This window comes from Pseudomonas sp. 5C2, assembly GCF_034314155.1.
In the GTDB taxonomy this organism is placed as follows: domain Bacteria; phylum Pseudomonadota; class Gammaproteobacteria; order Pseudomonadales; family Pseudomonadaceae; genus Aquipseudomonas.
Window position 1 is genome coordinate 1,063,922 of the sequence record NZ_JAVIWH010000002.1, and the last position, 25,477, is coordinate 1,089,398.

22 protein-coding genes and 1 tRNA gene are annotated in these 25,477 nt (G+C 57.6%); 7 read left to right on the forward strand and 16 right to left on the reverse strand.

The genetic code is table 11. The annotated features are described in order from the left end of the window. Nucleotides 1–4 precede the first annotated feature (4 nt). Nucleotides 5–1,183 (forward strand): PilT/PilU family type 4a pilus ATPase, encoded by a 1,179-nt coding sequence (locus tag RGU44_RS05525; RefSeq protein ID WP_322179393.1) that lies wholly within the window; start codon nucleotides 5–7, stop codon nucleotides 1,181–1,183. 12 nt (nucleotides 1,184–1,195) lie between these two features. On the opposite strand, the gene RGU44_RS05530 is transcribed toward RGU44_RS05525, so the two are convergent. The 11 genes from RGU44_RS05530 to RGU44_RS05580 all read right to left on the reverse strand — a co-directional run bounded on the left by RGU44_RS05530 (nucleotide 1,196) and on the right by RGU44_RS05580 (nucleotide 15,556). Further along, a complete protein-coding gene (locus RGU44_RS05530) occupies nucleotides 1,196–3,151 on the reverse strand; it encodes an acetoacetate--CoA ligase (protein WP_322216041.1) in 1,956 nt (651 codons plus the stop codon). Nucleotides 3,152–3,163: 12 nt separating this feature from the next. After that, nucleotides 3,164–3,934 (reverse strand): 3-hydroxybutyrate dehydrogenase, encoded by a 771-nt coding sequence (locus RGU44_RS05535; RefSeq protein WP_322216043.1) that lies wholly within the window; start codon nucleotides 3,932–3,934, stop codon nucleotides 3,164–3,166. 10 nt (nucleotides 3,935–3,944) lie between these two features. Continuing rightward, the gene (locus RGU44_RS05540) at nucleotides 3,945–5,336 is read right to left on the reverse strand and encodes a GntP family permease (RefSeq protein WP_322216045.1); all 1,392 of its coding nucleotides are present in this window, start codon (nucleotides 5,334–5,336) and stop codon (nucleotides 3,945–3,947) included. A gap of 271 nt (nucleotides 5,337–5,607) precedes the next feature. Beyond that, the gene (locus RGU44_RS05545) at nucleotides 5,608–7,023 is read right to left on the reverse strand and encodes a sigma-54 interaction domain-containing protein (RefSeq protein WP_322216046.1); all 1,416 of its coding nucleotides are present in this window, start codon (nucleotides 7,021–7,023) and stop codon (nucleotides 5,608–5,610) included. A 2-nt stretch (nucleotides 7,024–7,025) separates the two neighbouring features. After that, complete coding sequence (locus RGU44_RS05550; protein WP_322179388.1) at nucleotides 7,026–8,654, reverse strand: ABC transporter ATP-binding protein; 1,629 nt, start codon at nucleotides 8,652–8,654, stop codon at nucleotides 7,026–7,028. Next, entirely contained in the window at nucleotides 8,632–9,654 is a 1,023-nt protein-coding gene (locus RGU44_RS05555) for an ABC transporter permease (protein ID WP_219060133.1), read from the reverse strand. Before RGU44_RS05555 ends, RGU44_RS05550 begins: the two co-directional genes overlap by 23 nt. Beyond that, nucleotides 9,654–10,727: a microcin C ABC transporter permease YejB gene (locus tag RGU44_RS05560; RefSeq protein ID WP_322179386.1), complete on the reverse strand. Its 1,074-nt coding sequence runs from the start codon at nucleotides 10,725–10,727 to the stop codon at nucleotides 9,654–9,656. Before RGU44_RS05560 ends, RGU44_RS05555 begins: the two co-directional genes overlap by 1 nt. Then, a complete protein-coding gene (locus RGU44_RS05565) occupies nucleotides 10,728–12,596 on the reverse strand; it encodes an extracellular solute-binding protein (RefSeq protein ID WP_322216048.1) in 1,869 nt (622 codons plus the stop codon). Between the two features lie 290 nt (nucleotides 12,597–12,886). Continuing rightward, the gene (locus RGU44_RS05570) at nucleotides 12,887–13,168 is read right to left on the reverse strand and encodes a peptidylprolyl isomerase (RefSeq protein WP_322179384.1); all 282 of its coding nucleotides are present in this window, start codon (nucleotides 13,166–13,168) and stop codon (nucleotides 12,887–12,889) included. Between the two features lie 107 nt (nucleotides 13,169–13,275). Continuing rightward, a complete protein-coding gene (locus tag RGU44_RS05575) occupies nucleotides 13,276–14,157 on the reverse strand; it encodes a triacylglycerol lipase (protein WP_322216050.1) in 882 nt (293 codons plus the stop codon). A 298-nt stretch (nucleotides 14,158–14,455) separates the two neighbouring features. Beyond that, nucleotides 14,456–15,556, reverse strand: coding sequence for a 3-deoxy-7-phosphoheptulonate synthase (locus RGU44_RS05580; protein ID WP_322179382.1), 1,101 nt, complete (start codon nucleotides 15,554–15,556; stop codon nucleotides 14,456–14,458). Nucleotides 15,557–16,253: 697 nt separating this feature from the next. On the opposite strand from RGU44_RS05580, the gene RGU44_RS05585 reads away from it, so the two are divergent. Continuing rightward, entirely contained in the window at nucleotides 16,254–16,700 is a 447-nt protein-coding gene (locus RGU44_RS05585; protein WP_322179381.1) for a GNAT family N-acetyltransferase, read from the forward strand. Between the two features lie 78 nt (nucleotides 16,701–16,778). Here RGU44_RS05585 and RGU44_RS05590 read toward each other — a convergent pair whose 3' ends face one another. Then, on the reverse strand, nucleotides 16,779–17,012 hold the full coding sequence (locus RGU44_RS05590) for a DNA-binding protein (RefSeq protein WP_322179380.1): 234 nt from the start codon (nucleotides 17,010–17,012) through the stop codon (nucleotides 16,779–16,781). Nucleotides 17,013–17,093: 81 nt separating this feature from the next. Here RGU44_RS05590 and RGU44_RS05595 point away from each other — a divergent pair, with 81 nt between their 5' ends. The 5 genes from RGU44_RS05595 (at nucleotide 17,094) to RGU44_RS05615 (ending at nucleotide 20,841) form a co-directional block, all read left to right on the forward strand. Next, complete coding sequence (locus tag RGU44_RS05595) at nucleotides 17,094–17,459, forward strand: helix-turn-helix domain-containing protein (RefSeq protein WP_322216052.1); 366 nt, start codon at nucleotides 17,094–17,096, stop codon at nucleotides 17,457–17,459. Between the two features lie 180 nt (nucleotides 17,460–17,639). Then, a complete protein-coding gene (gene uvrY / locus RGU44_RS05600; RefSeq protein WP_322179378.1) occupies nucleotides 17,640–18,284 on the forward strand; it encodes a UvrY/SirA/GacA family response regulator transcription factor in 645 nt (214 codons plus the stop codon). Nucleotide 18,285: 1 nt separating this feature from the next. Continuing rightward, a complete protein-coding gene (gene uvrC / locus RGU44_RS05605; RefSeq protein WP_322217756.1) occupies nucleotides 18,286–20,109 on the forward strand; it encodes an excinuclease ABC subunit UvrC in 1,824 nt (607 codons plus the stop codon). Nucleotides 20,110–20,141: 32 nt separating this feature from the next. Next, nucleotides 20,142–20,702, forward strand: coding sequence for a CDP-diacylglycerol--glycerol-3-phosphate 3-phosphatidyltransferase (gene pgsA / locus RGU44_RS05610; RefSeq protein ID WP_322179377.1), 561 nt, complete (start codon nucleotides 20,142–20,144; stop codon nucleotides 20,700–20,702). Between the two features lie 63 nt (nucleotides 20,703–20,765). Continuing rightward, nucleotides 20,766–20,841 (forward strand) — tRNA-Gly (locus RGU44_RS05615). Between the two features lie 1,044 nt (nucleotides 20,842–21,885). Here the strand turns inward: RGU44_RS05615 and RGU44_RS05625 are convergent. From RGU44_RS05625 to RGU44_RS05640, 4 genes are all read right to left on the reverse strand, one after another. Next, nucleotides 21,886–22,356: an Lrp/AsnC family transcriptional regulator gene (locus RGU44_RS05625; protein ID WP_322179376.1), complete on the reverse strand. Its 471-nt coding sequence runs from the start codon at nucleotides 22,354–22,356 to the stop codon at nucleotides 21,886–21,888. Between the two features lie 26 nt (nucleotides 22,357–22,382). Next, entirely contained in the window at nucleotides 22,383–23,687 is a 1,305-nt protein-coding gene (locus tag RGU44_RS05630; RefSeq protein WP_322216054.1) for an FAD-binding oxidoreductase, read from the reverse strand. 74 nt (nucleotides 23,688–23,761) lie between these two features. Continuing rightward, nucleotides 23,762–24,601 (reverse strand): transporter substrate-binding domain-containing protein, encoded by an 840-nt coding sequence (locus RGU44_RS05635; protein WP_322179374.1) that lies wholly within the window; start codon nucleotides 24,599–24,601, stop codon nucleotides 23,762–23,764. Between the two features lie 102 nt (nucleotides 24,602–24,703). Continuing rightward, nucleotides 24,704–25,474, reverse strand: coding sequence for an amino acid ABC transporter ATP-binding protein (locus tag RGU44_RS05640; protein WP_322179373.1), 771 nt, complete (start codon nucleotides 25,472–25,474; stop codon nucleotides 24,704–24,706). Between the last annotated feature and the right edge of the window lie 3 nt (nucleotides 25,475–25,477).

Consider the following 25,477-nt stretch of genomic DNA (forward strand, 5'->3'; position numbering starts at 1 on the left):
GCTCATGGATTTCCCGGCGCTGTTGAAAATTCTGGCCAGCCAGGACGGATCGGACCTCTACCTGTCGACCGGCGCACCTCCCTGCGCCAAATTCAATGGCGTGCTCAGGCCCCTGAGCACCGAAGCCCTGAAGGGCGGAGAGGTAGCGACAGTCGCCGCCAGCATCATGGACTCGGAGCAAAAGCTTGAGTTCGAGCGTGAGCTGGAAATGAACCTGGCGGTGTCGCTGGCCGGCATCGGTCGTTTTCGGATCAACATTTTCAAGCAACGCAACGAAGTCTCGATCGTGGCGCGCAACATCAAGCTGGACATTCCTCGCTTCGAAGACTTGCACCTGCCGCCGATCCTCCTCGATGTCGTGATGGAAAAACACGGCCTGGTCCTGTTCGTCGGTGCCACGGGTTCGGGTAAGTCCACGTCGTTGGCGGCCTTGATCGACTACCGTAATCGCAATAGCAGCGGCCATATCATCACCATCGAAGACCCGGTGGAATATATCCATCGGCACAAAAAATCGATCATCAATCAACGCGAAGTGGGTGTGGACACCCGGAGCTTTCACGCCGCCTTGAAGAACACTTTGCGCCAAGCGCCGGATGTGATTCTGATCGGTGAAATTCGTGACCGGGAGACCATGGAGCATGCCCTGGCCTTTGCCGATACCGGTCACTTGGCGATTTCGACTTTGCACGCCAACAACGCCAACCAGGCGCTGGACCGGATCATCAACTTCTTCCCGGAAGAGCGGCGCCAGCAGCTGTTGCATGATTTGGGTAACAACCTCAAAGCATTCGTTTCTCAGCGGCTGGTCAAGACCCTGGATGGCAAACGACGGGCCGCTGTCGAAGTGATGCTGGGCACGCCGACCATTCGCGACCTCATTCAACGCAATGAGCTGGGCGAGCTCAAAGGCATCATGGAGAAGTCGGTCAACCTCGGCATGCAAACGTTCGACAGCGCGTTGTTCGATCTGGTGATTGAGGGCGTCATCAGTGAAGAGGAAGCCCTGACGAATGCCGACTCCATGAATAACGTGCGTCTGCGCCTCAAACTGCACCGCGAAAATGGCCCTGCGACACAAATAACATCAGCCCCGGCGGCGCCCGAACCGGCCGCCGAAGTGGATGTTGCAAACTGGGGGCTGGTGGATGAAAGGGACGACGGTGGCCCGCGTCGCGGCTGATCGACTGGCGAGTTAGCTGTTCAGCTCGTCTCGATTCCGAAACTGCTCCAGCGCGTGTGGATTGGCCAGCGCATCGGTATTCTTCACCGGCTGGCCATGTACCACATTACGTACCGCCAACTCGACGATCTTGCCGCTGATGGTACGGGGGATGTCAGTGACAGCGACAATTTTGGTGGGTACATGGCGTGGGGTAGTGTTGGCGCGGATCACCTGACGGATCACCTGCTCCAGCTCTGGCGTCAAGTGCAGCCCGTCCTGCAGGCGGACGAACAGCACCACACGCACATCGTCTTTCCAGCGCTGGCCAATAGCGATGCTCTCCAGCACCTGCTCGACTTTTTCTACCTGGCGGTAAATTTCTGCGGTGCCTATGCGCACGCCGCCGGGGTTGAGCACGGCGTCCGAGCGCCCGTGAATGATCATGCTTCCGCGCTCGGTTTCTTCGGCATAGTCGCCATGCGCCCAGACGCCGGGGAACTGGGTGAAATAGGTCGCCAGGAGTTTTTCTTGCTGTGGGTCGTTCCAGAAGCCGATGGGGATCGCTGGAAAGTGCCGGGTGCAGACCAGTTCACCTTTCTCGCCGATCACTCGCTGCCCATCGTCATTCCAGACCTCTACCGCCATGCCCAGGCTTTTGCACTGCATTTCGCCACGATACACGGGCAATACCGGGTTACCGATGACGAAGCAGGACACGATGTCGGTGCCGCCGGAAATCGACGACAGGCACAGGTCTTCCTTTATTTCTCGGTAAACGTAATTGTAACTGCTCGCCGCCAACGGTGAGCCCGTGGACAGCAGGGTCTTTAGTCGCGTCAGGCGATGGGTTAAACGCGGCTGGATCGCGTGCCTTTCCAGTTCCGCGAGGTATTTGGCACTGGTGCCGAATACGCTGATGTTTTCATCGTCGATCAAGTCCATCAGCCGTTGCGGGCCAGGGTAAAACGGTGAGCCGTCGTAAAGGACGACCGTCGCCCCCAACGCCAGGCCCGAGACCAGCCAGTTCCACATCATCCAGCCGCAAGTGGTGTAGTAGAACAGGCAATCGTCACGTCCCATATCGGCGTGCAGGCCCTGTTCTTTGACGTGCTGCAACAGCACGCCGCCCGCGCTGTGGATGATGCATTTGGGCACGCCGGTGGTGCCGCTCGAATAAAGGATATACAGCGGGTGGGCAAAAGGCACCGCAACGAAGTAGGGTTCGCCTTCGACGGAGTAGAAGTCATCCCATAGCGCCACGTTGGCCGGTGTCTGGAAATCCTCCACTCGGGCTTCCGGGCGAGCGTAGGGCACGATGATCAGCTGCTGCAGAGAGGGCAGTCGTTCGAGGATTTCATTGATCTTGGCAGTCTGGTCAATGGATTTGCCAGCATAGTGATAGCCCGCACAAGTGAGCAGGACTTTCGGTTCAATCTGACCAAAGCGATCGATTACGCCCTGGGTGCCGAAGTCCGGGGATGAGCAGGACCAGATCGCCCCCAGGCTGGTGGTGGCGAGCATAGCGACCAATGTCTGCCAGGTATTTGGCATACAGGCGGCCACGCGGTCGCCCACGCTAACACCCACAGCCCGCAAACTTTGTTGCAAGCCAGCGACATGCGCGGCCAGTTCGGCATAGGTCAACTGTATCCGCAGGCCATCTTCACTCACGGAAATCACCGCCGGGTAATCATCGCGACGGCGCAGCAGGTGTTCGGCGAAATTCAGCGTTGCGCCCGGGAACCACTGGGCGCTAGGCATCTGCGGGCCTTCGATAAGTACGGCGCTGGGCGGCGTGTGGAATTCGATGCCGAAGACATCGACAATCGCCTGCCAAAAGTGTTCTCGCTGGTCGATACTCCACTGATGGAGTGCCGGGTAATCACGCAACTCAAGGCCGTGGCGCTGATTGATGAAACGCCGAAAGGCGTCCATGCGCGTGGCACCAATTCGCTGCGCGCTTGGGGTCCAAAGTGCTTCAGTCATGGTCCGCTCCGTTTACTGCGCCAACCAGCCGCCATCGATGTTCCACGCGGCGCCCCGCACCTGGCTCCCGGCTTCACTGCAGAGGAACAGCACCAGCTCGCCCAGTTGCGGCGGCGTGACGAACTCCAGCGAAGGCTGCTTCTCCGCCAGCAAATCATGCTTGGCTTTTTCCAGGTCGCCATCAACGGCGCCGCGGGCGTCGATTTGTTGCTGCACCAACGGCGTCAGCACCCAGCCGGGGCAAATCGCGTTGCAAGTAACATTGCTGGCAGCGGTTTCCAGCCCGACCACTTTGGTCAAGCCGATCACCCCATGCTTGGCGGCGACATAGGCGGCCTTGCCGGTTGAGCCCACCAGACCATGCACTGACGCGATGTTGACGATGCGCCCCCATCCCTTGGTGCGCATTCCCGGCAGGCACAGGCGGGTGCTGTGGAATACGGATGACAGGGTGATCGCGATGATCGAGTCCCAGCGCTCCACCGGGAACTCTTCCACCGGGGCCACATACTGGATACCCGCGTTGTTGATCAGAATATCGACGCCACCGAACTCGCGCTCGGCGTAGGCGATCATGTCGGCGATCTGTGCGGGGTCGCTGACATCCGCCGGATGGTGGCCGACCTTGCCGCCAAACTGTCTGACCTCGGCCAGTACGGTAGAGGCATCGCCGAAGCCGTTGAGTATCAGGTTGGCGCCCGCTTTGGCCAGGCTCAGAGCAATGCCCAGGCCGATGCCGCTGGTGGAGCCGGTGACCAGTGCGGTTTTTCCTTGAATACTCATGTGCAATTCCTCAAACGATGCCGGTGGCGTAGAAAGTGCCGATCACAACGAAGACCGCCAATGTTTTGATAATCGTGATGCTGAATATGTCCCGGTAGGCCTCGCGGTGAGTCAAGCCGGTAACCGCCAGCAAGGTAATCACTGCGCCGTTGTGTGGCAGGGTGTCCATGCCGCCGCTGGCCATGGAGGCCACGCGGTGCAGCACTTCCAGAGGGATGTTTGCCGCGTGGGCCGCCGCGATAAAGCTGTCGGACATGGCCGCCAGTGCGATGCTCATGCCGCCCGAGGCCGAACCGGTGATGCCTGCCAGTAGCGTCACGGTGATGGCTTCATTGACCAGCGGGTTGGGAATGCTTTTCAGCCAATCGGCGAGTACCAGGAACCCCGGCAGGGACGCAATCACCGCACCAAAGCCGTATTCCGACGCCGTGTTCATCGCGGCGAGCAGTGCGCCGCCGACTGCGCTTCTGCTGCCTTCGGCCAGCTTGCCGCGAATGGCGTTAAAGCCGAACGCCAACACCGCCAGAATGCCGATCAGCAGGGCCGCTTCAACCGCCCAGATCGCGGTCAGTTTGGCGATTTCGGTTTGCACCGGTGTCGTCATGCCTGGCAGGCTGAGGGTGTGGGTCTTGCCATACCACTGTGGAATCCAACGGGTGAATAGCAGGTTCATGATGCCCACCAGCAATAGCGGCGACAGCGCGATCCATGGGTTGGGCAGCTTGATGTTCTCGGCGGTTTCCGGCTCGTTGCGCAATTCGGTGCCGTAGCCTTCGCCAGCGCGCTGAGCCTTGTTGCGTTGGCGCTGCAAATACAGCATGCCGGTGCAGAACACGAACAGCGTGCCGACCAACCCCAGCCACGGTGCAGCCCAGGCGGTGGTGTTGAAGAAGGTCGTGGGGATGATGTTCTGGATCTGCGGGGTGCCGGGCAGGGCGTCCATGGTGAAGGAAAACGCACCCAGGGCGATGGTGGCTGGAATCAAGCGTTTGGGAATATCGCTCTGGCGGAACATCTCGGCAGCAAACGGATACACCGCGAACACCACCACGAACAGGGAAACACCGCCGTAGGTGAGCAGGGCGCAGACCAGTACGATCACCAACATGGCCTGTCGTGTGCCCAGCAACCGAATGGCAGCGGCGACAATAGAGCGGGAGAATCCCGACAGCTCGATCAATTTGCCGAACACGGCACCGAGCAGAAAGACGGGGAAGTAGAGTTTGACGAAGCCGACCATTTTTTCCATGAACACCCCGCTAAACGCAGGGGCTACGGCCGAAGGATCGGTCAACAACACCGCGCCGAGGGCGGCAATGGGGGCGAAAAGGATAACGCTATAGCCACGGTATGCAGCGAGCATCAACAGCCCGAGGGCCGCTAAGGCGATGATTACACTCATTGAGTGTCTCCTGTTGTTATTGTTTTTTTTGAGCTGCGGGCAAGCCCGCGCTGGCAATAGGTGTAGCGAGTTTCGTGCCATGTTTCTAAGTGCATGAATTTATTGGATTTTTATCTAGCATGAAAATGAAGGCGATCTTTTGTATCTCAAAACAGAGACATCGCGGGCAAGCCCACTCCTACAATTGATCGTTTTTTTATGTAAGAGCGCACTTGCGCGCGATGAAGACCATTCATGCAACGTGCATCTCACTAAAGAGACTAAAGTCTCTTTAGTGAGACTCTGCAATCCCCAACGCTGTCATTTTTTTGTATAGCGTAGAACGTCCCAGTCCAAGCTGCTTGGCCGCTTCAATGACATTTCCCTTACAGCGCGACAGTGTCGATTCAATCAATTGCCGATCAAATCGCGCACGGGCAGCACTGAACGTTTCTAATTCAGCAGGGCCTGGTTGAGGTACCGCAGGTGTGCTCACTGGAACAAGGGTGCCAATGGCAGCCCGGATCTCGTTGGCATCGAGGATCAGGTCGTCGCTTAGTAAGGCGGCGCGCTCCAGGACGTTTTGCAGCTCGCGAATATTGCCTGGCCAGGCATGCTGGCTGAGCAGGGCGAGGGCCTCATGGTCCAGCTCGTGCTGGCTGCGCAGTTCCTCCAGAATGGCTTCGCTGAGCGCAGGCAGATCGTCCAGGCGATCTCGCAACGGTGGAACCTTGATGGGCAGGACGCTCAGGCGGTAATACAGGTCGGCGCGAAACTCGCCACGCTTGATTGCCGCTTCAAGGTCGGTAGAGGTCGCCGCGATCAGTCGGATATCGCTCTGAATCACCTCATTGGAACCCACCGGTTCGTATTCCTTTTCTTGCAGTACCCGTAGCAGTTTGCTTTGCAGGGGCAATGGCATGTCACCGATTTCATCGAGAAACAGCGTGCCACCTTGGGCGATCTTCAGCTTGCCGGGCCGACCTTTGCGGTCAGCACCCGTAAACGCGCCGGGAGCGGTGCCGAAGAACTCGGCTTCCAGCAGGGTTTCCGGAATGGCTGCGCTGTTGATGCTGACGAAGGCTTTGTGTGCCCTGGGTGAAGCACTGTGGATGGCGTGTGCGAGCAGCTCTTTGCCGGTGCCGGTTTCGCCCAGCAACAAAACCGGTGACTCGGCACTCGCGCTACGTCGGGCCCGGCGTTTGACTTCCAGGCTGGCTGTGCTGGTGCCGATAAAGTGCGCGAAGCTGTATTTGGCTTGACGTGCCTGCAGCAAGGAGCGGGTGGAGGCTAGCTCTTCTTGCATGCTCAGGTAGCGTTTGAGCAGGGGCGATAGGGCGTGCAGTTCGTCAAACAGGGCAAAACCAATGGCGCCAATCACCGCACCGGCATCGTCATGGATCGGTAGGCGCATAACCACTAATGGGTCCTTGGCCGTGTCCATCATATCCAACAGAACGGGTCGGCCGGTGTTGACTACCTCGCGCAGCAGGCTACCGGGGATGACGCTTTCACAGGGTTGGCCGACCGCCAGACCTGCATCTTGCAGCCCAAAGCGTCGGGCATAACGCTCGTTGATCCAGACGATGCGTGCGTCTTTATCGACGATCACCGTACCTTCACTGGACTGCTCGATAATCTCGAACAATGAACGAATCGCCAACTGTCGCACACGTTGGTAATCCTTGAGGCTGTCACTGTCTTTCATGATCAGGCGAACTCCGGATGCGCCGCCGCCAGTAATTCCTTGGTGTAAGGATGCTGGGGTGAGTCGAATACATCATGGCTGGCACCGCGCTCAACCACTTTGCCGTCCTTGATCACGATCAGGTCGTGGGCAAGGGCCTTGACCACCGCCAGGTCGTGGCTGATGAACAGGTAGGTCAGGCCGTGCTTTTCCTGGAGCTGGCGCAGCAGGGCGACGACCTGTTTCTGCACGGTGCGATCAAGGGCCGAGGTCGGCTCGTCGAGCAGAATCAGAGCGGGCTTGAGCACCAGCGCGCGGGCGATGGCGATGCGCTGGCGCTGCCCGCCGGAAAATTCATGCGGGTAGCGATGACGGCTTTGCGGGTCAAGGCCGACCTCCTCAAGTACCCGAATCACTTCAGCTTCGCACTGCGCTGGACTGAGCTCGCTGTGAACCTCGAGGCCTTCGCTGATGATCTGCTCAACTGACATGCGTGGGCTCAGGCTGCCGTAGGGGTCCTGGAATACCACTTGCATCTGCTTGCGCCATGGCCGCATCTGCTTGTGGTTCAAGCCGTCCAGCGCGTGCCCCTGAAAGCGAATGCTGCCGCGCGACTCGACCAGCCGCAGGATCGCCTGGCCCAACGTGGACTTGCCCGAGCCCGACTCACCGACGATACCCAGGGTCTTGCCGCGCTGGATGCTGAGGCTGATGTCGTCGACGGCCTTGAGGTATTCCTTATGGCGACCAAAAATGCCGCCGGCCATGGAAAACCACACGCTCAAGTTGTCGACCTGCAGGACTTTCTCACGGCTATCCCGTGGCAGAGGTTCGCCGGCAGGTTCAGCATCGAGCAGCAGTCGGCTGTAAGGGTGCTGTGGATGTTTGAACAGCAGATGGCAGTTAGACTGCTCGACGATCTCACCCGCGCGCATCACGCACACGCGCTGGGCGATGCTGTGCACCAGATTGAGGTCATGGCTGATCAGCAACAGCGACATGTTCAGACGTTGTTGCAGCTCCTTGAGCAGCAGCAGAATCTTGCGCTGCACCGTCACATCAAGGGCCGTGGTTGGCTCGTCGGCAATCAGCAGTTCAGGCTCGCAGGCCAGCGCCATGGCGATCATCACCCGCTGCCGTTGGCCGCCGGACAGTTGATGCGGGTAGGCCTTGAGGCGTTTCTGCGGATGCTGGATGCCCACCAGTTCGAGCAGTTCGAGAATTCGCCATTGGGCTGCCTTGCCGCTCAGGCCCTTGTGCAGCAACAACGTTTCGCCGATCTGTTTGGACACCGTGTGCAAGGGGTTGAGCGAGGTCATCGGCTCTTGGAAAATCATGGCAATGCGGTTACCGCGGAGTTCGCGCAGGGCTTTGTCATCGGCACCGATCAACTGCTGGCCGCGATAACAAATACTCCCCGTGGTCTGCGTGCCGCTTTTGGGCAGCAGTTGCAGGATCGAGTGGGCGGTCACCGACTTGCCCGAGCCTGATTCACCCACCAGCGCCAGGCACTCACCGACTGGGATATCCAGGCTCAGTTTGTTGACCACTGTCTGCCCGTTGAAGGCGACAGTCAGGTCGCGAATTTCAATCAGGTTGTCGGACGTTGCAGACAGAGTGTCTGACATTTCAAGACCTCGGGTCGAAGGCATCGCGCAGCGCTTCGCCAATAAAGACCAGTAGGGACAGGATGAGCGCCAGGGTGAAGAACGCCGTCAGGCCGAGCCAGGGTGCTTGCAGGTTCTGTTTGCCCTGGCCGATCAGTTCGCCCAAAGAGGCACTGCCCGCCGGCATGCCGAACCCGAGAAAATCCAGCGCGGTCAGGGTCGAGATTGCCCCGGTCAAAATAAACGGCAGGTAGCTCAAGGTGGCGTTCATGGCGTTGGGCAGGATATGGCGCATGATCACCTTGCTGTCATCCAAGCCCAGCGCTCGGGCTGCCTTGACGTATTCCAGGTTGCGCCCGCGCAGAAATTCGGCGCGCACCACGTCCACCAGAGTCAGCCAGGAGAAGAGCGCCATGATCCCCAAGAGCCACCAGAAATTCGGTTCGACAAACCCCGACAGAATGATCAGCAGATAAAGCACCGGCAGGCCGGACCAGACTTCCAGCAAGCGCTGGCCGATCAAATCAACCCAGCCCCCGTAATAGCCTTGCAGGGCGCCAGCCGCAATGCCGATCAGCGTGCTGATCAAGGTCAGGGCCAAGGCAAACAGGATCGACACTCGCGCCCCGAAAATCACCCGTGCCAGCACGTCGCGCGACTGGTCGTCGGTGCCCAGCCAGTTGGTGGTGGTCGGTGGGCTGGGCGCTGGCCGGGTCAGTTCATAGTTGGGTGTGTCGTCGCTAAAAGGAATGGGCGGGAACAACATCCAGCCACCGTCCTTGGCGATTAACGTGCGCACGTAGTCGCTTCGGTAATCCGGCTGGAAGGGCAGTTGTCCGCCGAATTCCTGCTCGGTGTAGCGTTTGAACGCCGGGAAATACAACGAATGCTGGTAACTGAGTACCAGCGGTTTGTCGTTGGCGATCAATTCGCCGCCCAGGGTCAGCAGGAACAGCCCGACGAATAGCCATAGCGCCCACCAGCCTCGACGGTTATGGCGAAAACGATCGAAGCGGCGACGGCCTAGCGGGGAAAGTCTGAACATCAGGCGTTCCTCGCACTGAAATCAATTCGAGGGTCGACCAGCGTGTAGCAGACATCGCCGATCAGTTTTATCACGAGGCCGAACAGGGTAAAGATGAACAGCGAGCCGAATACCACCGGATAGTCCCGCGACACAGCAGCTTCGTAGCTCATGCGGCCCAGGCCATCGAGGGAGAAGATCACTTCGATTAACAGCGAACCGGCGAAAAACACGCTGATGAATGCCTGAGGGATGCCCGCTACCACCAGCAACATGGCGTTGCGGAACACATGGCCGTACAGCACGCGACGCTCGCTTAACCCCTTGGCTCGCGCCGTGACCACGTATTGGCGCGTGACTTCATTGAGAAACGAGTTTTTGGTCAGGATGGTCAGCGTGGCAAAACCGCCGATCACCAGGGAGGCCACCGGCAGTACCAGGTGCCAGAAGTAATCGGCGATCTTGCCCACGGTCGACAACTGCTGAAAGTTTTCTGACACCAGACCGCGTACCGGGAACCAGTTCAATGAGGTTCCTCCGGCGAATACGACCACCAGCAACATGGCAAACAGAAAGGCCGGCATGGCATAGCCGATGATGATGGCGGTGCTGCTCCAGATATCGAAGTGGCTGCCATGTTTGACGGCTTTGCGGATGCCCAGCGGAATCGAGATCAGGTAGGTGATCAGCGTCGCCCACAGCCCGAGCGATATCGAGACGGGCATCTTCTGCAGGATCAGGTCTGTCACTTTGGCGCCGCGAAAGAAGCTGTTGCCAAAATCCAGTTGAGCGTAATTCTTGAGCATCAGCCACAGACGTTCGTGGAGTGGTTTGTCAAAGCCATACTGGCGTTCGATTTCCTTGATCAGCTTGGGATCAAGGCCGCGACTGGCGCGTGAAGGATTGCTGCCGCCGACCGACTCTGCCGCCGCGCCACCGACTGCAGTGCTGGCGCCGCCGATGCCTTGCAGTCGGGCAATCGCCTGTTCTACCGGACCGCCTGGCGCAGCCTGAACGATGAAAAAATTGACCAGCAGGATGCACAACAGTGTGGGGATGATCAGTAGCAACCGTCGCAGCAGATAACCGAGCATTCAATTCACCTCCGCAGGGTTGGCCGAAGCACCGCGTTTGGCCGCGAATTGCTCGTTTGTCAGCGAAGTCGGACTGATTTCCCACCAGGTCTCAATGGCTTCGCCGTTGCTTGCTTGCACGGCCGGAATGCCAAAGCGGTTCCACCAGACGGTGGCCGAGCCGGGCGGGTAATAGTTGGGGATCCAGTAGTAACCCCATTGCAACACCCGATCCAGGGCGTGGGCGTAGTTGACCATGGTCGATTTTTTATCGGCCTTGACCAGATTATTGATCAGGCTGTCGACAGCAGGGTCCTGTAACACCATGTAGTTGCTAGAGCCTGGGTCCTTGGCGCCCTTGGAGCCGAAGCAGTTATATAACTCCGCTCCGGGCGAGGACGACACTGGATAGCCACTGACGATCATGTCGTAATCCCGGGCCATGACTCGATTGAAGTACTGCGCAGCGTCGATGCGGCGGATGTCGAACGTGACACCAATTTGCGCCAGATTGCGCTTGTAAGGCAGCAGCAGTCGCTCGAACCCGGCCTGGCCATTGAGGAAAGTGAAACTCAGTGGTTCGCCAGCAGCGTTGACCAACTTGTCGCCCTTGGGCATCCAGCCCGCTTCTTCCAGCAGACCGAGAGCCTTTAACTGTTTGTCGCGGATGAACCCTGTGCCATCGGTTTTCGACGCCTGGAATACCTGGGTGAACACCTCGTCGGGAACCTGGCCGCGCAATGGCTCGAGAATCTTCAACTCTTCAGCACTGGCGGCATGATCAGCAGCCAGCGGTCCATTGGAGAAGTAACTGCTCTGACGCACATACACGTTGTGCATCATCTGCCGGTTGCTCCACTCGAAATCCCAGAGCATGGACAACGCTTCGCGTACCCGGCGGTCTTGAAACATGGGCCGTTGCAGGTTGAAAACAAACCCCTGCGAGCTCTGTATGGCGCCTTTGGCCAACTGCGCCTTTTGCAGGCGACCATCGCTCAGGGCTGGGCTGTCATAACCGATGGAGTAGCTGGTTGCCGAGTACTCTCGGTTGTAGTCGTAGGCGCCGCCGCGCAGCACTTGGCGGGCAACGTCGATGTCGCCAAAGTATTCGACGCTGAACTGATCGAAGTTATAGAAGCCGCGGTTGACCGGCAGGTCCTTGCCCCACCAGTTCGGGTCGCGTTCGAAAGTGATGCTACGTCCGGCATCGACTTTGCTGACCTTATAGGGGCCGCTGCCCAACGGAATTTCAAAACCGCCACCGTTCGCGAAGTCGCGGGTTTTCCACCAATGCTCGGGGAAAACCGGCAGTGAGGCCAGATCCAAAGGCAGGGTGCGGTTCTCATTGTTTTTGAAGTCGAAGCGGATCTGTGTCGGCGACTCGACCTCGACATTCTTCACTTCTTCGAATTGGGTGCGGTATTGCAGGCTGCCCTGGGTCATCAGCAGATTGAAGGTGTAACGCACATCTTCAGCGGTTATCGGCGTGTCATCAGCGAAGCGCGCATTGGGATTGAGGAAGAAACGCAGGGACAAGCCATCTTCACTGCGCTCCATCTGCTGCGCGACCAAACCGTAAACCGTGTAGGGCTCATCCAGCGAGCGCACCGCGAGGGGAGAGTAGAGCAGGCCGTTGAGTTGCGAGACACCGGTGCCCTTGTCGATATAGGGCAGCAAGTGGTCGAACTGGCCAATTTCCTGCGCCGAACGACGCATGCTGCCACCTTTGGGGGCATCAGGGTTGACGTAATCGAAGTGGGTGAATGTGGCCGGGTATTTGGGCTGCTCGCCATAGACGGTCAGGGCATGCTGGGGGGTTGCGGACACGTATTGAAAGCCTGAAATCAAGGCTAGCGTTGCGAAAATCAGTGATGAAAAAACAAAACGCATTGCTCGATCCTGACTGACGTCCGCAAGGGAATGTCAGGGTTAAGGGTAAAAAAACAAGGCCTTGAAGAGACCTGCTGGATCATAGGCTGCATTGTGCCTGGATGCCGAGAGTGAGTAGTCGCGCGGTAACGATGTCACTGACATATGAAGTTGCACAATCTGTTTTTTTGCCCGGTGGCATGAATGGCTTGAATGACCCATGCCATTGGGGAGTGCTGGAGAGGAAGGGAGCACACATAAAAACGGCCCGTCAGGTAGACGGGCCGTTTGAGGCGATCAGCGGCGGACTATCAGTCCTGGCGGCTGGTCACTTCCAGCAAGTGATAACCGAACTGGGTTTTCACTGGGCCTTGTACGACGTTGACTGGCGCGCTGAACACGACAGTGTCGAATTCCTTGACCATCTGGCCTGGACCGAACGAGCCCAGATCGCCGCCTTGACGGCTGGACGGGCAGCTCGAGTTGGCTTTGGCGACTTCGGCGAAATCAGCGCCGCCTTCGATTTGGGTTTTCAGCTCGTTGCACTTTTCTTCGCTGGCAACAAGGATGTGGCGGGCAGTGGCTTTAGCCATGGGAACGTACTCCTGTCAAAAAAAGGAAGAGCCTACCGGATTAAGGAAGGCATTTCTCGCGAAAGTTCCTTCCAGCGTCCCAGCGGTCAGCTTCGCCTTTGGATGTTTTATAAACCTTTGCTTTTAAGCAGCGCGGCGTGTTCCACATAGAGTTTGATCGGGTCGGCACCTTTTCGCACCGCGCCTGCAGTTTGATTCACCGTGTCCAGGTGATCCATCGCATAGTCCGAGCGGATTACCTTGCCCAGGTGCGAGCTGTAACGGCCAACAAAGCCGTCATTTTGCTCTTTCTCGTTCTGGAATAGTTGTGCATAGCTGCGACACGCCAAGTGCAGCGGGTCCACTATGTTATGCCCTTCTTCGAATAGCGTTCCTTTGATGATGCCGCTCCAGGAGTAATAAAACACACCGTCCACCTGCTCCGCGCCTTCACCGCCCCAGGCTGCGGGCAGGCCTTGCGGGTATTTTCGGTTGAACGATGCAACGCCTTCCGTTGTTAGTGCATCAAGCGCTTGCAGGGTGTCTTGCGGCAGTTGGGGATTGCCGCTGAGCAAGGCCAAAAAGTGCGCAAACCCAGCGATCAGGGTATCAGCAACTTTTTCCGGTAGTGTCCCGGGCGTAAATGCCTTACGCAGCTGGTCCGCCAGCTCCGAGCCATGATTGGCGCCGCTGACAGATGTTACGGATGCGATGTGTTCTGGATGGGTCGCGGCGGCATAACGCGCCGCCAGCGGGCCTTGGCTGTGGGCGATCAGATTGACTTTCTGTGAGCCGGTTTGTTCCAGGATGTGGGCGATCTGTACGAGCAGTTGCTCACCACGGACTTCGTTGCTGTGGGCACCGGACAGGGAGGGTACGTACACCCGGGCGCCGGCATTTTCCAGCGCTTCCTTGATACCATGAAAAATGGTGATGTTGCCGATCCGTTCGAAGCCGAACAGGCCGTGGACCAGCAATATGGGGAATTTTGTTGCCGCGTGAGTGTTCATCGTTGACCTGTGTGTTTGCCTGGAATGTGCAAACCACATTAGCTGCAGATGAGCCGTTGCAATGGTCCTGGATTTTGCCCCGGTAGCGGCGGAGACATGGACGCTTGATTCGGTGGTTGATGGCCGGGGCCGGCAGGCTGCGTGGCGTGCAGCGCCATACAGCTCCGCCGGCTCTTGTTTCGGAGAACGTCCGGGAGGATTCCCCACAACCTGTGCGGGATGGCCGCGCGACCCAGATGCTTTTTATGACTGAAAAAAGCGGGTCGGCTACAGGCTGTCAGCCGATTTCCCGCGCAGGTCAGCGTGTGCCCGCTGCTTGACGCCGCAACGCGGTCGCCGCCCCGCGCAATAGCTGCTCGGTACTCTCCCAACCCAGGCACCCGTCGGTGACCGAAACACCGTAACGCAAGGCTTTGCTCAATGGTTGGCACCCTTCAAACAGATGGCTTTCCAGCATCATGCCGATCAACGACCGATCGCCATGCAACCGCTGCTCAAGCACATCGTTGAATACTTCAGGCTGACGCAGCGGGTCTTTGCCACTGTTGGCGTGGCTGCAATCGACCATGATTCGCGTCGGGATGCCGACCTTTTCCAGACTGGTGCGTACGCTCGCAATGCTTTGACTGTCGTAGTTAGTCCCGCGATGACCGCCGCGCAAGACCATGTGCGTGTCCGGGTTGCCCTGAGTGTCAATGACCGCTGGATGACCGTGTCGATCAATGCCGAAATGCCGATGTGCATGCGCCGCTGAGCGCATGGCGTCCGTGGCAATCGCGACCCCGCCATCAGTGCCGTTCTTGAAGCCGACAGGCATCGCCAAACCACTGGCCATTTCCCGATGGATCTGCGATTCGGTGGTCCTTGCGCCGATGGCCACCCAACTGAGCATATCGTCGAAGTAGCCGGCCGCCATGGGCTGCAGAATTTCGGTGGCGATGGGCAGGCCCATACGCAGCATGTCGCGCATCAGTTCTCGGGACAGTGCCAGGCCGCCGGCCATGTCGTCACTGCCATCAAGCTGCGGATCGTAGGCCAATCCTTTCCAGCCGACCGTGGTGCGTGGTTTTTCGACGTAGGCACGCATTACCAGCATCAGTTGATCACTGACCTCAGCGGACAGCTTCGCCAGCCGTTCGGCATATTCGAGGGCAGAGTGTGGATCGTGGATCGAGCACGGGCCGACGATTACTAGCAGCCGGGAGTCTTCACCGTCGAGAATCGCACGGGCCGCTTGGCGATGGGTTGCAACCTGATGGCTAAGGGCAAGGTCGAGGGGCAACTGGTGTTTGAGTTGCAGGGTGCTGGGTAGACGCTGCGGGGCAGGGACGCTGTCGATCAGGGTCACGCTTTGGGGCAGCAGGTCAGAGAGGGGGTTTACGGCGACGGATGAGTTCATGCTCTGGCTTCCTGGGCGGGCGCGGGGTATTTCCGCGCTCGACGCCCTATTGGGGTGTTCGACAATTGGCCGTACTGGCCTTTAGTGCTGTTTTGCCACCTGAAAGTGACCGGTCGGAGGCGGCAGGCTGTCCCGAGCGGAGGTTGCTAAATCGCCAGGTGAAGCTGATGTCGTTGCGGTAATAAGTGGTGTAGTTCATGTCGTGTTCCTCAATTCAATTCGGTTGCAATTCAGTACAAGCAGATGTTTCTGGTGGCCCGAAAAAACAAAACCCCCGGTCGGGTAGCCGGCCGGGGGTAGAGGATTCTCTGGTTGGCGGCCCTTTTAGTGTGGGCGCCGTATGGGTATCAGGCGCGCCAGTGGCTAAACCAATACCCAAAATAAGAGTTGAGCTGCTGGGAAACTGCGCTTTGTACATTCCACGCAACCACTGCCGTTACCTGCGTTGGACGCTGGTAAAATTGCAATTCGGCGATTGGATGTGCGACATGGCGGCTCTCCAGTAGGTACAGTGAGCTTACTGTAGATAAGGCTTTGGGTTCAATGGGACATTTCCATCGGATCTCAAAACACTACGCTTTTGCGTGCTGCCAGTGCTGGTGGAGACTTGCCCCGGATAGCCAATCGGGATTTGCAAGGCTGATCAGCCAGGGCTGTGCATGTGGTTGCTTGAAGCACTAGGGGGTATGGATTGACTGTGAAGCTTCGCAAGGCCACCGCTGCCGACCTGAGTTTTGCTCGTGAGCTGACGAGGGTGAATATGCGTGAGTATTACGCCGAATACGCTCGGGTTTGGCAGGGGCAGTCGTTTGATGATGAGTGGGAGGCACGCCAGAGCTTCATCATCAACAAGGCAGACAAGCCTGTCGGCTTTCTCAGTTTCAGCATGGAGCCGCACTATTTGTATCTGCGCGATGTGCAGTTGTGCGAACCCTACCGAGGCGAGGGCATAGGGGGGTGGGTGATGGGGCAGATAGCGTCGATGGCGTGCGAGCTAGGGGCCAGGAGCGTCCGGCTGAAAGTGTTTAAAAGTAATCCAGCGATGCAATTGTATCGACGACAGGGCTACGAGGTTGTCGGGCAAGAGAAGGCTTTGTTCTGGATGGAGCGTATATTGGAGAGCTCAGCCGTTTGCCGAGAGTAATCGACCGCGCTTGGTCTAGACTGTTTTCAACAGGTACATCAACCAAGGTACTGTGAGGCGATGCATCGTTTGCGGGCGTTAGTCGACCCCCAGCGCGGTACCCAGCACTTTGTCGGTGGGTATGCTGCCGATTTTCATGCCCAGCAAAACCGCCACTTTGTGAGCTTCTCCGCGCCGACCTTTTTTGCGGCCTGCAAGTACTTGATAGGTAGTGGCCGGGTCAATGCTGTTTTCCCGAGCGAACTCCTGAACAGATTTACCTTGTTGTTCAAGCCAGGCCTTGGCTTGTGCAGCGGTGCGTATTCCGGGCATAGTTCAAAACCGTTCAAATTAGTTTAATTTAGCTCGATTCTACCATTCGTAAGGATGGGGTCAACAGGATTATGCATTCAAATGAGTGGAATAGGTTCCAGGCTACGAAAAGAAAGAGAGCGCCTTGGGCTGTCTCAACGAGCTTTTGGTGAAATAGGTGGTGTAGAAGCAAATGCTCAGGGAAAGTATGAAAGTGGCGACCGCGCCCCAAAGGCTGATTATCTGGCGGCTGTTGCTGCCAGAGGTGTGGACGTTTTGTTCGTACTCACCGGCACCTATACCCCGACGCCTGTCGACAACCTGAGCCACACTGAAGAAAAAATACTGGGAAGTTTTAGAACCTTGCATAAAGAAGACCAGGACGCCATCAGGCGACTGACCACGACCATGGCTGAGCTGTCGACGTCATACGCAACCAACAATAAGTCAACGTCAGAGGAGGGATAGACCGGGTTGTCTTTTTAGGTCTTCAGAAATATATCAAATATATGAATACGTTATTGGTAGCGTGTGTAACACGCTGCCATGTGTCGACCTTGCACCAATATCGAGCTTTGAGCTAGGTCTTGCTCGCCGTTTTTGCTAAGGTCACTAGCCTTTGTTATGACCGTTTTGTGAGGTGTCTGCTTGATTAGGGTGCTAGTAGTCGATGACCATGATCTCGTTCGAACAGGCATTACACGGATGTTGGCCGATATCGAGGGCTTACAGGTAGTCGGGGAGGCCGATTCAGGTGAAGAGTCCCTGAAGCAAGCGCGCGAGTTAAAGCCCGATGTGGTGTTGATGGACGTCAAGATGCCTGGCATAGGCGGTCTGGAAGCAACCCGGAAGTTACTGCGTAGTCATCCCGACATTAAAGTTGTGGCTGTGACTGTGTGTGAAGATGACCCGTTCCCGACCCGGCTGTTGCAAGCGGGCGCTGCGGGTTACATGACCAAGGGTGCAGGCCTTGCTGAAATGGTTCAGGCCATCCGGCTTGTGTTTGCCGGGCAGCGCTACATCAGCCCGCAGATCGCTCAGCAACTCGCACTCAAGTCTTTTCAGCCGCAAAGTAGTAATTCGCCGTTCGATCTGTTGTCGGAGCGCGAAATTCAGATTGCCCTGATGATCGTTGGTTGTCAGAAAGTCCAGGCCATCTCCGATAAACTGTGTCTGTCACCCAAAACCGTGAACACCTACCGTTACCGTATCTTTGAAAAGCTCTCGATCAGCAGCGATGTCGAGCTGGCCTTGTTGGCAGTCCGTCACGGCATGGTCGATGCCAGTCTCTGAAATGACCCAACCGTTCGATCCAAGCGCATTTCTTTCAACCTGCAGTGGCCGTCCCGGCGTGTATCGCATGTTCGATGCCGAGGCGCGTCTGCTGTATGTCGGCAAAGCCAAAAATCTCAAAAAGCGGCTTGCCAGCTATTTCCGCAAGACAGGGCACGCGCCCAAAACCGGTGCGCTGGTCGCCCGAATCGCACAGATTGAAACCACCATCACTGCCAATGAGACCGAAGCCCTGCTGTTGGAGCAGACACTCATTAAAGAGTGGCGGCCGCCTTACAACATCCTGCTGCGCGACGATAAGTCTTATCCTTACGTCTATCTATCGGACAGTGATTACCCTCGGCTGAGTATCCATCGCGGCGCGAAGAAGCCCAAAGGTCGATACTTCGGTCCGTATCCAAGCGCCGGTGCCATTCGGGAAAGTCTGAGTCTGCTGCAAAAAACTTTTTTGGTTCGCCAATGCGAAGACAGCTATTTCAAGAATCGCACCCGTCCGTGTTTGCAGTACCAGATCAAGCGTTGCAAGGGGCCCTGTGTCGGCCTGGTCGAGCCTGAGGTATATGCCCAGGACGTGCGGCACTCGATCATGTTCCTTGAGGGACGCAGCAACGCGCTGACTGACGAGCTTAATGCCGCCATGGAAAAAGCCGCCATGACCCTGGATTTTGAACGTGCCGCCGAACTGCGTGATCAGATATCACTTTTGCGCCGTGTCCAGGATCAACAAAGTATGGACGGAGGAACCGGCGATGTGGATGTGGTCGCTGCGTTCGTCAACCCGGGTGGCGCCTGTGTTCACTTGATCAGCGTGCGCGGCGGACGCGTGTTGGGCAGCAAGAGCTTTTTTCCTCAGGTCGGTATCGAGGAGGAGGTGGGTGAAGTCGTGGCGGCATTCCTCGCTCAGTATTTCCTGGGGGGGCATGACCGAGAGCTGCCGAGCGAAGTTATTGTCAATGTGGTCCATGAAGACTTCCCGACCTTGATCGACGCGATTGAAGCGTTGCGAGGGCATGAAATGACCATCAGTCATCGGGTCCGGGGTACGCGGGCGCGCTGGCAGCAATTGGCGGTGACCAATGCCGAGCAGGCATTGTCGGCACGCCTGGCCAACCGTCAGCATGTGACGGCTCGTTTTGATGCGCTGGCCAAGGTATTGAATCTCGAGGAATCGCCACAACGCCTTGAGTGTTACGACATCAGTCACTCCAGCGGTGAGGCGACGGTCGCCTCCTGTGTGGTCTTCGGTCCAGAAGGGCCAATAAAGTCGGATTACCGGCGTTACAACATCGAAGGTGTGACGGCTGGCGACGATTATGCAGCCATGCACCAGGCCCTGACTCGTCGCTTCAGCAAGCTCAAAGAGGGGGAGGGCAAGTTGCCCGATATCCTGTTGGTGGATGGCGGCAAGGGGCAGTTATCCATGGCCCGCGATGTACTGAACGAACTGGCGGTGCCAGACTTGATTCTGTTGGGCGTTGCCAAAGGTGCCACACGCAAGGCCGGATTCGAGACGCTGTACCTCAACGATGCTGCGCATGAGTTCACCTTGCCTGGCGATTCTCCGGCATTGCACCTGATCCAGCAGATCCGCGACGAAGCTCACCGCTTCGCCATCACCGGACATCGCGCGCGACGCGGGAAGACACGGCGCACCTCGACTCTTGAAGGCGTGGCTGGTGTCGGCCCGACACGGCGCCGTGATCTGCTCAAACACTTCGGTGGATTGCAAGAATTGTCCCGCGCCAGTGTCGAAGAAATTGCTAAAGCGCCCGGAATCAGTAAAAAGCTCGCAGAGTCGATTTATGCAAACCTGCACAGCGAGTAGAATGCTCGCTCACCTCGTAGCCAGTTGTGCCGATGAATATCCCTAATCTGATCACCGTATTACGTGTCCTGCTGATTCCGATCTTCATTCTGCTGTTTTATCTGCCTTATTCATGGAGCTACATGGCAGCCAGTACGGTCTTCGCGATCGCGGCGGCTACGGATTGGCTAGATGGCTATCTGGCGCGTCGCCTTGAGCAAAGCACGCCCTTTGGTGCCTTTCTCGATCCGGTGGCCGACAAGCTGATGGTGGCCGTGGCGTTGGTGTTGCTGGTTCAAGCGCACGCCAACCTGTGGCTGACATTGCCAGCAGCGGTCATCATTGGCCGCGAGATCGTGATTTCCGCATTGCGTGAGTGGATGGCCGAGATAGGTGCTCGGGCACATGTCGCCGTTTCCAGCCTGGGTAAATGGAAGACTGCCGCACAGATGCTTGCATTGGTCATCCTGCTGGCCAACCCGCCGGCTTTCACTTTTTGGGTGGTCGTCGGTTACGCGTTACTACTGATAGCTGCCGGGCTGACGTTGTGGTCGATGTTGCAATACTTGCGTGCGGCCTGGCCGCACCTCAAAACCTCGGCAGAAAAAAAATAAGTTTTTGAATCAAGGGGTTGACGGGACAATTTGAATCTATAGAATAGCGGCCTTCACCAAGATGCGGGAATAGCTCAGTTGGTAGAGCACGACCTTGCCAAGGTCGGGGTCGCGAGTTCGAATCTCGTTTCCCGCTCCAAAATTTGGCTTGTGAACTTCATTGAAGTTCATGAGTTGTAGAAAAAAGCGACCTTAGGGTCGCTTTTTTCGTTGTGCCGAAAAACACTTCAGTCCAGTGCGCTCCAGTATTCAGAGACGCACCGTAAACAGCAGGCATAACGTCGAAGTGGTATCCAATCAGTGGGTCGAGTTCCGCAGGCTGTGTGTAAAGGAAGGCCGTCAGAACACCCTCTCGCCTATCTTGAGAATCTTCAATAGAGTCTCCGTACATCGCTTGCCGGGCGGTCCAGGCGCAGGGTGTGCATGAGGGCACCGACTTCAGCCTCACTGAACGCCGGCTGCTGGAATGACTTGATGTCGCGGATAAAGCCGATGCCCTAGGTGACGTTGTCCGGCAGCTCAGTTTTGAAGGTACTGCCGACGACGCATCGCAAAGAGAAAAAGCCGGAACAGTGGTCAGGTTAAATACGTAACTGGGAGCCGATCGGCACCGTGCTGGAGAACCCGGATCGAGAGCAACAGGTCGAGAAAATAGCGGCATAGTCAGACGGTTGACGCGACAACCACCTTGAAAAACGCTGATCCGAAAACAAGTCATCGACTCAGAACTGGCCAGCCGAAACCAAGTTTGCTGTCATCCTTGAAGCTGCCGGGTTGTCCGAGATCGACCTAAGGCCATTATTGCCGCCGCAAAGGCCTTTACCCCGAGCAAATCACTGTTTGGCGATCCGCACTTGGGTGGAGATCGAGCCGTTGACCACTGCCAGACTGGTGGCCATGGCCTGTAATCTTAGCCATGCCTGGGACGCGGCTGCGGGAGGTCGTCAGTTGGTGAGGGCTGATGACCAAGCTGCCAACCGGACTGACTAGATGAAAGCTTGGCAAGCAGGGCGTCCATGTAAGCCCGGGCAACACGTCTTCCAGATCCCTATGCGTCAAACAATAATGATCAAAGACGCCAACGCGGTGTATCTGTCAATGCGCTTGAGTCTCCGATTTTTCATCGCTCTGGAAAGTCGATCACTACTGATCGGGATCGGTTTTTTTGCATCCGTGTTTGGGGCTACAACATCAGGCGCCGGTTGAATTTCGTTTCCATGACGATGTAGGACGACGTATGGGCCACGCCCTTGATCAAGTTGATCTGCGTGAGCTCGCCGTTGAGTTCGCCCAACGTATGGGTGGCGACGTGAATGATGAAATCCGATTCGCCGGAGACGGCATAGACTGCCTGGACCGAATCCATCTTGCGCAGTGCGGTCATGACATCGGTATAACTTTTGTTGGTGCAGGACGTCATGGTGAAGCAGTTGACTGTTTGTTGCAGCTTGTCTTGGTCGATTCGCACGCTGTAGCCGGTGATAACCCCAGCCTTTTCCAGGCGATTGATCCGCTCCTGTACCGCGGAGCGCGAGACCCCAAGCTTGCGTGCCAGAGAGGCCGTTGGCTCGCGGGCGTTAAGCTGCAAAAGCGCAAGCAGTTGCTTGTCTTTCTCGGTCAAACGAAACAACGAAGTGGGGCGCTGCTCATCCATGGATAGGTTCGTACTCTTGATAGGGTTCAGTGTCTAGCTGCCCGGCGTGTCGAGCGCGCTTCCTGGAACATATCCATCAGCTTTAATCCGGCATAGACCGTCTGCGCTGCTGCAGGCCCGAAAGGCCCACCATTCCATTCCAGGCCATAGGCATCGAATAGACGGTAACGATCAGACTCGCCACAAATCGCCTCGGCAACAACCCGTGCACCGATAGGCGCGGTGTTCATACCATGGCCACCAAATGATGTACAAGCCCAAAGGCCCGGACCCAGCGTACCGATGTGCGGCATTTTGTGGCGAGCGTAGCCCATCAGGCCGGACCAGGCTTTTTCGATTTGCAGGCCGCGCAATTGTGGGAAGACATTGAGAATATCGTCGGTCAGCATGTGCGCCAAACGCTTTTCATCCTGTACATTTCGAGTGGTGATGTGCCCACCCCAGAGCAGGCGATCACCGTCGACCACCCGGTAGTAGTCCGAGGCGCGGCGATTGTCACCAACGGCATCGGTGGTGCGTATCGTATCCCGCAGACGGTCGCCCAAGTGTTCGGTGAGCACCACATACGTCGCGATCGGCAAAAAAGCGCGCCGCAATCGGCCGAACTCAGGGCCGCCATAGCCGCCACAGCAGTGCACCACGTTGCCACAGTCAATCACCCCTTGCTGCGTCACCACGTGATGGCGGTCGCCTTGGCTTTCTACCCGAATCATGGGCGAGTTTTCATAGAGAATGCCACCCTTGGCCTCAATCAACTCGGCCACGCCCAGGCAATAGTTCAGTGGATGGAAGTGAAACCCATGGCTATCGCGCAACCCGTGAAAATAGCGCTCAGTGTTCAACCGTGCCCGGATCGCGTGGGTATCCAGGTACTCCATTTCGAAATTGAACTCCTTGGCCATCCGATCACGTAGGCGTTGGAGATTATCGCCATCGTCGTAGCGCAACACGCTCAACTTGCCGCTGGTGGGCGCGCAGCCCTCCAACTGATGCTGATCGATCGTCTCGCGAACGATGTCCACGCCCTCTAGAGAAAGCTTGAACAGCGCGCGTGCCGTCTCGGTGCCACACCGGCGCTCAATTGATGACAGCCCTTCGGACCAGCCCTGCAGTACGAAGCCACCGTTGCGTCCGGAAGCCCCCCATGCAACCCGCGCGGCCTCCAGCAATACTACCGAGCGTCCCCGGGAAACCAGCTCCAACGCCGTGCTCAAACCTGCCAGACCGCCACCGATCACACAGACATCGGCCTGAACATTGCCAATGAGTGTCGGGCGCGGCGATGCGTACCGCATCGTAGCGGTGTAATAACTGTTACTGTAATGGGACATGAATCGGTCATCCTTTGGCAGGAGCAAAGACATGCCGCACGCCCGCCGTCATGACGGGCGTACAGTCGTGTCGGTCATTGCACGGTGGTGAGGTCGTTGCCGTACCACTTCTCGGAAAATTTCTTCAGCGTGCCGTCGGACTTCATGTCTTCGACGATCTTCTTCAGCTCGGCCGAAAACGCCTCGTCACCCTTGTCGACAGCTAACGCCAGAGGCTCGTAATACGCGGGTTTGCCCTCCACCTGAACGATGGGGTAGCCATGTTCCACTGCGCCCTTGATCGTCGGCAGTGCGGACAGCGTGGCGTTGAGGCGAGTGCCATTGCCCAGACGCAAGTCATCCAGAGGCCCCATGCTGTCACCGTAGGTCCGCACTTCGCCTGGCTCGACCTCATAGCTGAAAGGTGGCACACCCACCGCGTCGATCTTTAGTCGGCGATTGATATAGTCCTCGGAAGTGGTGCCTGCCTCGACGCCGATCACCTTGCCGTTAAGATCAGCGACCTTGGTCCCGGCGGCATCCTTGTGCACCGCAAACACATAAGGGGTGTAGTAATAGATGGCGGGGAAATCGAGGACGCGTGCGCGCTCGGTGGTGGGGGTCATGGAGCCGACCGATATGTCCCAACGGCCTGACCAGCGCCCTGCGGTGATGATGCCCCACTCCGGCGTGACGAACGTCACCTTGGCGCCCAGTCGATGGCCGATCTCGGTGGCCACATCAATATCAAAGCCTTTTAGCGCATTGTCGTCACCCAGGAACGACTGAGGTGGCCAGTTAGCGGCAGTCGCTACTTTCATGACCTTGCTTTCATGGATGCGGTCGAGCGTTGCGCCAGCCCAGGCAGCGCCTGTGGTGACGAATACGGCGCTGGCGACAGCTGCGGCAGCGAAGAAGCGAGTGACTGAGGTCATCGGTAAGTCTCCAGATGTTGCAGGTTGACGCGGATGGTCAGGCTTATCCGCTGATGAGTGCACGGCGATAGTGCCGACTGCGTCCTGCCGCCCCTCCGGCCGTCAATGGCTGAGGATTTGCGAAAGGAATTCTTTGGCCCGTTCGTGTTGCGGGTTATCGAAGAAAGCCTGTGGTTCGCCCTGCTCAATGATTCGCCCTTGGTCCATGAAGATGATCCGGTCAGCCACCCGCCGAGCGAAGCCCATCTCGTGGGTCACACACAGCATGGTGATGCCGTCCTGTGCCAGTTCGCCCATCACGTCGAGCACCTCCTTGACCATCTCAGGGTCAAGCGCCGAAGTAGGCTCGTCGAACAGCATGATCCGTGGTCGCATACAGAGGGCGCGGGCGATGGCGACCCGTTGCTGCTGCCCGCCCGAGAGCTGGCCGGGGTACTTGTCGGCCTGGTTATCAATCCGCACACGCGTGAGGTATTCGTGCGCTAGTTGGCGGGCCTCCGCTTCGCTGAGCTTGCTCACCAGGCGCGGCCCCAGCATCAGGTTTTCCAGCACGGTCAAATGCGGGAATAAATTGAATTGCTGGAAGACCATGCCGACGTGTCGCCGAACCGCCGCCACACTCTCCGCGCTGCGGGTCAGTGCTGTCCCGCTGATGAGTACTTCGCCTTTCTGAAAGTCCTCCAGCAGATTGAGGCAGCGGATCAGCGTCGATTTTCCGGACCCGGAAGGCCCGCAAATCACGAGGATTTCCCCGGAAGCAATGTCCAGGTCGATGTCTTTGAGAACGTGAAAATCGCCATACCATTTTTGCAGTTTGCGAACTGACACTGCCGGCTGAAGGGTAGGGCTGAGGGGATCGAGGGCGCGATTCATCGT

Excerpts from the sequence above, each read along its gene's own strand:
- RGU44_RS05565 (WP_322216048.1), bottom strand. The coding sequence starts at position 12,596 with ATGCGTTTTGTTTTTTCATCACTGATTTTCGCAACGCTAGCCTTGATT.
- RGU44_RS05555 (WP_219060133.1), bottom strand. The coding sequence starts at position 9,654 with ATGTTCAGACTTTCCCCGCTAGGCCGTCGCCGCTTCGATCGTTTTCGC.
- pgsA (WP_322179377.1), top strand. The coding sequence starts at position 20,142 with ATGAATATCCCTAATCTGATCACCGTATTACGTGTCCTGCTGATTCCG.
- RGU44_RS05575 (WP_322216050.1), bottom strand. The coding sequence starts at position 14,157 with ATGAACACTCACGCGGCAACAAAATTCCCCATATTGCTGGTCCACGGC.
- RGU44_RS05625 (WP_322179376.1), bottom strand. The coding sequence starts at position 22,356 with ATGGATGAGCAGCGCCCCACTTCGTTGTTTCGTTTGACCGAGAAAGAC.
- RGU44_RS05570 (WP_322179384.1), bottom strand. The coding sequence starts at position 13,168 with ATGGCTAAAGCCACTGCCCGCCACATCCTTGTTGCCAGCGAAGAAAAG.
- RGU44_RS05545 (WP_322216046.1), bottom strand. The coding sequence starts at position 7,023 with ATGAAAGACAGTGACAGCCTCAAGGATTACCAACGTGTGCGACAGTTG.
- RGU44_RS05590 (WP_322179380.1), bottom strand. The coding sequence starts at position 17,012 with ATGCCCGGAATACGCACCGCTGCACAAGCCAAGGCCTGGCTTGAACAA.
- uvrC (WP_322217756.1), top strand. The coding sequence starts at position 18,286 with ATGACCCAACCGTTCGATCCAAGCGCATTTCTTTCAACCTGCAGTGGC.
- RGU44_RS05550 (WP_322179388.1), bottom strand. The coding sequence starts at position 8,654 with ATGCCTTCGACCCGAGGTCTTGAAATGTCAGACACTCTGTCTGCAACG.
- RGU44_RS05580 (WP_322179382.1), bottom strand. The coding sequence starts at position 15,556 with ATGAACTCATCCGTCGCCGTAAACCCCCTCTCTGACCTGCTGCCCCAA.
- RGU44_RS05595 (WP_322216052.1), top strand. The coding sequence starts at position 17,094 with ATGAGTGGAATAGGTTCCAGGCTACGAAAAGAAAGAGAGCGCCTTGGG.
- RGU44_RS05530 (WP_322216041.1), bottom strand. The coding sequence starts at position 3,151 with ATGACTGAAGCACTTTGGACCCCAAGCGCGCAGCGAATTGGTGCCACG.
- RGU44_RS05535 (WP_322216043.1), bottom strand. The coding sequence starts at position 3,934 with ATGAGTATTCAAGGAAAAACCGCACTGGTCACCGGCTCCACCAGCGGC.
- RGU44_RS05540 (WP_322216045.1), bottom strand. The coding sequence starts at position 5,336 with ATGAGTGTAATCATCGCCTTAGCGGCCCTCGGGCTGTTGATGCTCGCT.
- RGU44_RS05560 (WP_322179386.1), bottom strand. The coding sequence starts at position 10,727 with ATGCTCGGTTATCTGCTGCGACGGTTGCTACTGATCATCCCCACACTG.
- RGU44_RS05630 (WP_322216054.1), bottom strand. The coding sequence starts at position 23,687 with ATGTCCCATTACAGTAACAGTTATTACACCGCTACGATGCGGTACGCA.
- RGU44_RS05525 (WP_322179393.1), top strand. The coding sequence starts at position 5 with ATGGATTTCCCGGCGCTGTTGAAAATTCTGGCCAGCCAGGACGGATCG.
- RGU44_RS05635 (WP_322179374.1), bottom strand. The coding sequence starts at position 24,601 with ATGACCTCAGTCACTCGCTTCTTCGCTGCCGCAGCTGTCGCCAGCGCC.
- RGU44_RS05640 (WP_322179373.1), bottom strand. The coding sequence starts at position 25,474 with ATGAATCGCGCCCTCGATCCCCTCAGCCCTACCCTTCAGCCGGCAGTG.